Below are 8,388 nucleotides of genomic sequence, written 5' to 3' on the forward strand. Positions count from 1 at the left end.
ATAAAACACTTCATTATTAAAAGAGATTTTAGATTTTACCCATCATTATCACAGCCATTCAGGTTAATAAATTGCATCTTTTACACATTCACAAGTCATTAACAAATACATTGTTGCCTGTATTGTTAAGTTTGGTTAATTTTGTACGCAAGATGAAGTTAGTATTTAGAATTTTCATATCGCTTTATATTTTCCTGTTGGCCGGATATAGCCAACTGCATGCAAGCGTGCAGCAGGACAATATATGCTTTACTCCTGAAAAAATTCTTGAAAAGGCTGACCACTCTGTTTTTAACCACAGCGACGGTACAGTATATTTAGATGTTAAATCGGCCGTGCTAACTACCCTAAAAGTAAATGATAAAGTTGACACATCTGACAATGAAGATGAAGATGAAAAACTTGTATCCCTTAAAAAGTCTGTAGACAGTAGTAAATACCTTACTACTACACTATATAATATCCCATCTCCGGGGTATTCAAGCCACTCTGTTGTAAAACGCTTCAATACTTTTGCGCGTTCTTATAAACTACCTTCACAAAAGTGGTATATCCTTTTCCGAGTTTTCAGGATTTGATTTAAAATCCTATGTATGCAGGTAAATTAGCTTTTGCCCTGCGTTTCCGTACCCGTAATGTATTACCCATTATCCTGTAGCAGTTTGCGCTAAAGGATAACATAGTGTATTCCCTTACACATACGTATCAACAAAAATTTCACAAAAAAACCAACTGCCTTAAAAAGCAAATTATTATGAAGAAACTGCTCATGCTTATGGGTTTGTGTACATTGATATGTGCCACAAGCTGCCAAACAAAAACAGAAGAAAAGAAAGAAGAAACTAAGTTTTTAGTTACCAACCCCGTAGTAAAAGATACTACTATTATTAAAGAATATGTTGCCCAGGTTAAATCTATACAACATATAGAATTAAGGGCTCAGGAAAGAGGTTACTTACAAAAAATATATGTAGATGAAGGCCAGTCTGTTAAACAGGGACAAATCCTGTTCCAGATCATGCCTAAACTGTACGAAGCAGAAATGCAAAGAGCTCAGGCAGAAGCTAATTTTGCCGAAATCGAATATAAAAATACGAAAAGGCTTGCCGATAGTAAAGTTGTTGCACCTAACGAGCTTGCAATGGCTAAAGCTAAGTGGGACAAGGCAAAAGCAGAACTTTCTCTAACACAGGTACACTTGCAGTTTACAGAGATAAGGGCTCCTTTTGATGGTATAATAGACCGTTTTCATGTAAGGCTTGGTAGCCTTGTAGATGAAGGCGATTTGCTTACAGAACTTTCTGATAATAGCAAGATGTGGGTTTATTATAATGTACCGGAGGCAGAATACCTTGATTATAAAGCGAAAATACAAAGCAAAGAGCAGGTTAATGTAAACCTGTTAATGGCTAACAACGAAATATTTAAACACGCCGGAGTGGTTTCTACTATCGAGGCCGATTTTAATAACGAAACCGGAAACATCTCTTTCAGGGCTACATTCCCTAACCCGGAAGGCTTACTACGCCATGGCGAAACCGGTAACATACAAATGAAAGTGCCGTTTAAAAACGCTATGCTTATCCCTCAAAAAGCTACGTTTGAGGTGCTTGATAAAAAATATGTGTATGTACTTGATAAAAACAATGAGTTAAAATCAAGAGAGGTTAAAATTGCAGGAGAACTTCCCCACATATTTATAATTGGCGAAGGCCTGTCTACAGGCGACAAAATTCTTCTTGAAGGCTTACGTCTTGTAAAAGAAAATGAAAAAATAGAATACAAACTTGAGAAGCCGGAATATGTGTTATCGCATTTAGAGCTATATGCAGAGTAATCCTGATAACCTAAAAAGAGAAAAAGATGTTTAGTAAATTCATACAAAGGCCTGTATTTGCCATCGTAATATCTATTATGATCGTGTTTATGGGTACACTGGCAATCATTAAATTGCCTACGTCGCAATTTCCCGATATTGCGCCTACAACAGTAAATATATTTATCGCCTATCCGGGAGCGAGCGCAGATGTACTGGTAAAATCTACCCTTATTACCTTAGAGAATGCCATTAATGGTGTACAGGATATGAGGTACATGGCTACAGATGCTACCAGCGCCGGTGAAGCCACATTAAGGATAATTTTTGAACCCGGTACAGATCCTAACCAAGCTGTAATACGTGTTAAAACAAGGGTAGACCAGGTTATGCCATTACTACCCGAACTTGTACAGCGTGAAGGTGTTGTTATTACACCTATACAGCCAAGTATGCTTATGTATGTTAACCTGTATGCTACAGGTAAAAACATGGATGAGAAATTCCTGTACAACTATGCCAACGTTAAAATGCTTCCTGAAATTAACAGGATTAAAGGTGTGGCAAGGTCGCAAATATTAGGTAGCCGTACGTATGCAATGCGTATATGGTTAAACCCTGACCGTATGAGGGCTTACAACGTATCTGTCGATGAAGTTATGAAAGCTCTTGGCGAGCAAAGTATTGTGGGCCGCCCCGGCCGTATTGGTCAGAGTTCCGGTCTTAATGCACAATCATTAGAATATGTGTTAACGTACAAAGGCAGGTTTAGTGAGCCTGAAGAATATGGTAACGTAATTATTCGTGCCAATGCCGACGGACAGGCTATCCGCCTTAAAGATATAGGCCGTGCAGAACTTGGTAGTGAATTCTTTGATATTTATTCCAATCTTGACGGCCACCCATCTGCATCTATTGTATTAAGGCAAAACTACGGCAGTAACGCAAGCGATGTAATTGCAAGTGTTAAAGCTAAACTTGAGGAAATGAAAGAAACATTCCCTCCCGGTCTTGACTATAAAATTAGTTATGACGTTTCTAAGTTCCTTGATGCTTCTATAGAGCAGGTAATAGATACTTTAAGAGATGCCTTTATACTTGTGGCAATTGTGGTATTTATCTTCCTGGGTGACTGGAGATCTACACTTATCCCAATCTTAGCCGTACCGGTATCATTAGTAGGTGCTTTCTTTGTTATCCAGTTCTTTGGTATTACTATAAACATGGTTACCATGTTTGCACTTGTACTTGCAATTGGTATTGTGGTAGATGATGCCATTGTGGTCGTCGAGGCGGTGCACGCCAAGTTTGAAGAGCATCCGCACATAACGCCTTATCTGGCTGTTAAAAAAGTATTAGGCGAAATTAGCGGTGCTATTATAGCAATTACCGCGGTAATGGTATCGGTATTCGTTCCTGTATCGTTCATGTCAGGGCCTGTAGGTACATTCTACCGCCAGTTCTCTATAACAATGGCGAGTTCTATTGTAATTTCTGCAATTATTGCACTTACCCTTACACCTGTACTGTGTGCTATGTTGTTAAAAAACACGCACGGACAGGAAAAGAAAAAGAACCTGCTTACTAAAGGCTTAGACCGTTTTAACCGCAGCTTTGATAAACTAACCGGCAGGTATGAAAAAATATTAAGGGTTATTGTAAGCCGCAGGGTAGTAACATTTGCTGTATTAATAGCATTTTGTGCAGGTACATTCTTTGTAAATAAAATACTTCCTTCAGGATTTATTCCGAGTGAAGATCAGGGTACAATTTATGCAATCATCCAGACACCTCCGGGATCTACACTTGAAACTACAAACATGGTTTCGCAAAGACTTCAAAAAATTTGTGAAAAAATAGATGGTGTAGAGTCTGTTACCTCTCTTGCAGGTTATGAGATCATGACCGAAGGCAGGGGCTCTAATGCGGGTACATGCCTTATCAACCTTAAACCATGGGATGAAAGGAAACATAAAGTAACCGAAGTAATGGAGGAATTAGAAGAGAAATCTAAAGGCCTTGGTGCAAAAGTTGAGTTTTTTGAACCGCCTGCAATTCCCGGATTTGGTTCATCGGGTGGTTTCTCACTACGTTTGTTAGATAAAAATACCGCTACTGATTATCAGGATTTTGATAAGATCAATAAACAATTTCTTGACGATTTAGGTAAACGTCCGGAGCTTGCAGGTTTGTTTACATTTTTTGCAGCAAACTACCCACAATACGAGTTACAGATAGATAATAACCTTGCCATGCAAAAAGGGGTATCTATAGGTACAGCAATGGAAAACTTAGACATCTTAATTGGTAGTACATACGAGCAGGGCTTTATTAAGTTTGACCGTTTCTTTAAAGTTTACGTTCAGTCAGATCCTAAGTTCAGGAGGTTACCGTCAGATGTACTTAACTTATTTGTGAAGAACGACCATGGCGAAATGGTACCGTACTCTGCCTTTATGAAACTTGTAAAAACACAGGGGCCTAACGAGATTACACGTTATAACATGTACAACTCTGCGGCCATACAGGGCTTACCTGCAAAAGGGTACACCACTGCAGATGCTATACAGGCAGTACGCGAAGTTGCCAAGCAAACATTACCTAAAGGATATGATATTGCGTGGGAAGGCCTTTCTTACGATGAGTCTATAAGGGGTAATGAGTCAATTTACATCTTTGCAATAGTACTAATGTTCGTATATTTTGTACTATCTGCTCAATACGAGAGTTTCATTATTCCGTTAGCGGTAATCTTGTCGCTTCCTGTAGGTATATTCGGGTCGTTCTTATTGCTACAGTTAGCAGGATTAGAAAATGATATCTATGCCCAGATCGCGCTCATAATGCTTGTAGGATTATTAGGCAAGAACGCAGTACTTATTGTAGAATTTGCGGTCCAGAAGCACCATGAAGGTGCCACGATACTGGAAGCTGCCATTGAAGGTGCAAAAGTGCGTTTCCGCCCCATCTTAATGACATCATTTGCATTTATTGCAGGTTTAATACCATTAATGCTTGCACACGGGGCCGGAGCCATTGGTAACAGGACACTGGGTTCTGCCGCACTTGGTGGTATGCTTTTCGGGACTGTATTTGGGGTAATTATTATACCCGGGTTATATTACATATTTGCATCTCTTGCAAATGGTAGAAAACTAATACAGTTTGAAGATGACAGTTCTTTATCTGAAGAGCTTGTTCACAGTATAGATAATTTTTCACACAATGAAGAACATGATGCAGAATAGTAAAATATACAGATATATAGCAATAGCCGCAATAGGTATAAGCTTTACCGCTTGTAGCCTTCCCGGCGTAGTGCAAAAAACAGAGAGTAATGCAGTTCCTGCCGCGTACAGTACTAATGGTACGCAGCAGGATACCATAAACTCGGCAAAATTAAAGTGGAAACAATATTTTACCGATCCGGACCTTGTTACCCTTATAGATACAGCACTGATAAACAACCAGGAGCTAAATATAACTTTACAGGAAATAGAGATCTCTAAAAACGAGATAAGGGCTCGTAAAGGAGAGTACCTTCCATTTATAGGGTTAAGGGCCGGTGCAGATGCTACAAAGGCATCCCGCAACACTACTCAGGGTGCATTAGAGCACAATATTGATATTGTTCCCGGTAAAGAAAATGGCGAGCCGCTGCAAAACTATATGATAGGCGCTTATGCAAGCTGGGAAGCAGATATTTGGGGGAAACTGCACAATGCAAAAAAAGCAGCTGTTAGCAGGTATCTTTCTACGGTAGAAGGTAAAAACTTTATGGTTACCAACCTTATTGCAGAGATTTCTGATTCTTACTATGAATTGCTTGCACTTGATAACCAGCTTGCTATTGTAAAACAAAATATTGAGATACAAAGCAACGCGCTTGAAATTGTGAAGCTGCAAAAAGAGTCTACCCGCGTTACAGAGCTTGCCGTAAAACGATTTGAGGCGCAGGTGCTTAACACTAAAAGTTTACAGTATGATATTCAGCAAAAGATTACTGAAGCCGAAAATCATCTTAACTATTTAGTTGGCCGTTACCCGCAGCCTATTAAAAGGAATACACAGCCGTTTGTAGATATTGTGCCTAATGCTGCAAGTACAGGTATACCGTCGCAATTGTTAGCAAACAGGCCGGACATCAGGCAGGCCGAGCTTGACCTTGCTGCTGCCAAGCTTGATGTAAAAGTAGCTAAAGCAAGGTTTTACCCATCGCTAAGTATTTCTGCAGGCGTAGGCTACCAGGCGTTTAATGCGTCTTACATTGTTAAGCCACAGTCGTTGCTTTACACCATTGCGGGCGACTTAGCTGCTCCGCTTATTAACAGGAATGCCATTAAAGCTACCTATTATAGTGCCAACTCTAAACAGATACAGGCTATTTACAATTATGAGCGTGTAATTTTGAATGCCTATGTAGAAGTGGCTAACCAGGTAGCTAAAATTAGCAACCTGTCTAAAAGCTATGATTTTAAATCGCAGGAGGTACAGGCCTTAACACGTTCTATAGATATCTCTAACGACTTGTTTATGTCGGCACGAGCAGATTACATGGAGGTGTTATTAACCCAACGTGATGCACTGGATTCTAAATTTGACCTTATAGAAACCAAACTTCAGCAAATGAATGCTTCTGTTAATGTGTACCGCGCTTTAGGTGGTGGTGCAAATTAATTTAATTTCCGGCTGATTATATCAGCTATATATATTAATGCAAAAGCCTTCAAAGTCTTATGATTTTGAAGGCTTTTTTGATTTAGAACATATATATTATTAGCAGGGCATTTGGTATTGATGAATCTGAAAGCTCCAAGGCATAAGGGTAAACAATTTGAACTCCTGCGGCTACAAACCGCTTTATACATGACATAAATGAGAGCTAATCTACATCAATTTCATTATGTGTATACTATTTGCATATGTATTATGCTTCAATTGGGATTAAATGTCACGCAAAGTCGCGAAGCCGCAAAGTTAAAACGGAATATTTTCTGCGGAAGAAGCGACTGTTAAGTCGCAAAGCTTTGCGACTTAACAGTCGCTGTTGTTTCAACTTACTAAATAGTAAGCTTTGCGGCTTCGCGACTTTGCGTGAAAAAATATTTGAACTACATTATATTTCATTTGGTATTAATTGACACAAAATACAAGCCCCTCTAAGTTACCTTAGAGGGGCTTTATAATTAATCCTGAACAGAATTATTGTTCTATTTTATGTTTTACTATTTAACATCTACTGTAACAGTAACCGGCTGTAGCCACGGGCTTGTAAAAGTTACTGTAACTTTACCACCTTCGCCGGCACTTTGTATGTAAGCTAACAAGTGTCCGTTAAATGCGCGTTGTATATTATCTGTATAATCGGTCATGTCGCTGTTGTTACCGGCTTCAAGGCCAAGCAATTTAGCCGAACCGTTAATCATACATGTAATGTCGTTATCACTCAATATTACAGGCAGGCCGTCTTTATCTACAATATCTACCATTATTTGTGCAACACCTTTTTGCTTATCTATGGTAACCGATTTATTTTTTACTACCAATGCATAAGGCTGCGATGATGATGTTATAGCATAACGGCTAACTTCTTTATTATCGGCACTAAGACCTATAACTTCAAGTTTACCCGCTGCATAAGGAACATCCCATGAAATGATACCTACGTTTTTATCATAGTTTTTAACCTCGCCCACTACTTTACCATTAAGCTCTAAACGGGCTTTTGCAGCATTGGTATAAGCAACTACACGCACAGTTTGTCCTGCTTCATAGTTCCATATTGGCCAAGCATCTTTACTTGGCGATTTTTCTTTTTGACGCGGAAGGTAAGTCCCGATAAATGCCATAGGCTTATCTGACCATAATGACTGGCGGAAATAACCCCTTGGTTTTATACGGCCTGCAAAATCTACAAGTCCTGAATAGAAACCTCTTGATGGCCATCTGCCCGATTCGCCAAGGTAATCGATACCTGTCCAAAGGAACTGTCCAAAAATATGGTCGTTGTTAACCACAGCAAGCCATGGCTCTATATCGTGAACGTTCTCACTGCCGTAAATAACCCTGTTAGGATATTTTTCGTGGTCAGATTTGTAACGGCTCTCTGTATAGTTGTAACCTGCAATATCAAGCAATCCGGGATATTCGGTTTCGTTACTCATTGCTACACCTGCAAGTCCTGCCGTTGTAGGGCGCGATTTGTCATATTTTTTAACCGCGGCAACAAGGCGTTTAGCAATAGCGCCAAGCCTCATAGCATCCGGGGCATCTTTTTTATAGCCACCGTAAGCAGCCTGCGTAAAGCCCATTGCTTTAGTACCGTCAAGTATTGGGTGCGAGTAAGGGTCGTTAGGATAATCTACCTCGTTACCTATACTCCATGCAAATACAGACAGGTGGTTGCGGTCGCGGCGCACAAAATCTTCAAGGTCTTTTTCGGCCCAGTCGGCAAAAATATCAGAGTTTCCTTCGTAGCCCGGAGTACCATAGTTCCATCCCTCAAGCCATTTACGCTTAGGGTATTCCCACTCATCATACGCTTCGTTTAAAACAAGTAAACCTATCTCATC

Annotated in this window: 5 protein-coding genes; 4 read left to right on the forward strand and 1 reads right to left on the reverse strand. The window is 39.8% G+C overall.

Annotated elements, in window-relative coordinates; genetic code table 11:
- The first annotated feature begins 152 nt into the window (after positions 1–152).
- From F565_RS0103400 to F565_RS0103415, 4 genes are all read left to right on the forward strand, one after another.
- On the forward strand, positions 153–578 hold the full coding sequence (locus tag F565_RS0103400) for a hypothetical protein (RefSeq protein WP_020211794.1): 426 nt from the start codon (positions 153–155) through the stop codon (positions 576–578).
- Between the two features lie 176 nt (positions 579–754).
- Entirely contained in the window at positions 755–1,837 is a 1,083-nt protein-coding gene (locus F565_RS0103405) for an efflux RND transporter periplasmic adaptor subunit (RefSeq protein WP_026299858.1), read from the forward strand.
- A gap of 26 nt (positions 1,838–1,863) precedes the next feature.
- Positions 1,864–5,064 carry an efflux RND transporter permease subunit gene (locus F565_RS0103410; RefSeq protein ID WP_026299859.1) on the forward strand — a complete coding sequence of 1,067 codons (3,201 nt, stop codon included), beginning with the start codon at positions 1,864–1,866 and terminating at the stop codon, positions 5,062–5,064.
- Positions 5,051–6,493: a TolC family protein gene (locus tag F565_RS0103415; protein WP_020211797.1), complete on the forward strand. Its 1,443-nt coding sequence runs from the start codon at positions 5,051–5,053 to the stop codon at positions 6,491–6,493. Before F565_RS0103410 ends, F565_RS0103415 begins: the two co-directional genes overlap by 14 nt.
- A 548-nt stretch (positions 6,494–7,041) precedes the next feature.
- Here the strand turns inward: F565_RS0103415 and F565_RS0103420 are convergent.
- The coding region (locus tag F565_RS0103420) for a DUF4982 domain-containing protein (RefSeq protein WP_020211798.1) at positions 7,042–8,388 on the reverse strand (1,347 nt) is incomplete at its 5' end.

Origin of the sequence: Flavobacterium rivuli WB 3.3-2 = DSM 21788, from assembly GCF_000378485.1 — a bacterium.
GTDB lineage: Bacteria > Bacteroidota > Bacteroidia > Flavobacteriales > Flavobacteriaceae > Flavobacterium > Flavobacterium rivuli.

Excerpts from the sequence above, each read along its gene's own strand:
- F565_RS0103405 (WP_026299858.1), top strand. The coding sequence starts at position 755 with ATGAAGAAACTGCTCATGCTTATGGGTTTGTGTACATTGATATGTGCC.
- F565_RS0103415 (WP_020211797.1), top strand. The coding sequence starts at position 5,051 with ATGATGCAGAATAGTAAAATATACAGATATATAGCAATAGCCGCAATA.
- F565_RS0103400 (WP_020211794.1), top strand. The coding sequence starts at position 153 with ATGAAGTTAGTATTTAGAATTTTCATATCGCTTTATATTTTCCTGTTG.
- F565_RS0103410 (WP_026299859.1), top strand. The coding sequence starts at position 1,864 with ATGTTTAGTAAATTCATACAAAGGCCTGTATTTGCCATCGTAATATCT.